The organism is Vogesella lacus, assembly GCF_979366295.1.
In genome coordinates this window covers 1-317 of the sequence record NZ_CEETQT010000047.1, presented here as the reverse complement: position 1 = coordinate 317, position 317 = coordinate 1, and the positions used below count along the sequence as shown (strand labels likewise).

1 protein-coding gene is annotated in these 317 nt (G+C 58.0%); it reads right to left on the bottom strand.

The genetic code is table 11. From position 1 onward, the window contains the following. On the bottom strand, positions 1-78 hold a 78-nt coding region (locus ACZ9W6_RS17655; protein ID WP_465192493.1), incomplete at its 3' end, for a DUF1427 family protein. Positions 79-317: the final 239 nt, after the last annotated feature.

Genomic DNA, 317 nt, shown 5'->3' with positions numbered 1-317 from the left:
CGGAGAACGAACATCCAACAGGCTGTAAATGACGCCCACCAGCAGGCCGACCGCCAATGAAATCAGATAGGCTTTCATAGTTCACCTCGATTCACGAAGAGTGCCGCGCTGTCACACCGGGCGGCAAAAGCCACCCGGTGGTTCGCTTACTTGGCCGGGTTGGGACCGATGCGTTCACCGTGCTGGACGCGCTCGGGAGCCTTGTGAACCATGGTGTAGGCATAGTCGACGCCCATACCATAGGCACCAGAGTGCTCTTTTACGATTGCCATCACGTCTTCGTAGGTTTCCTTGCGTGCCCAGTCGCGCTGCCACTC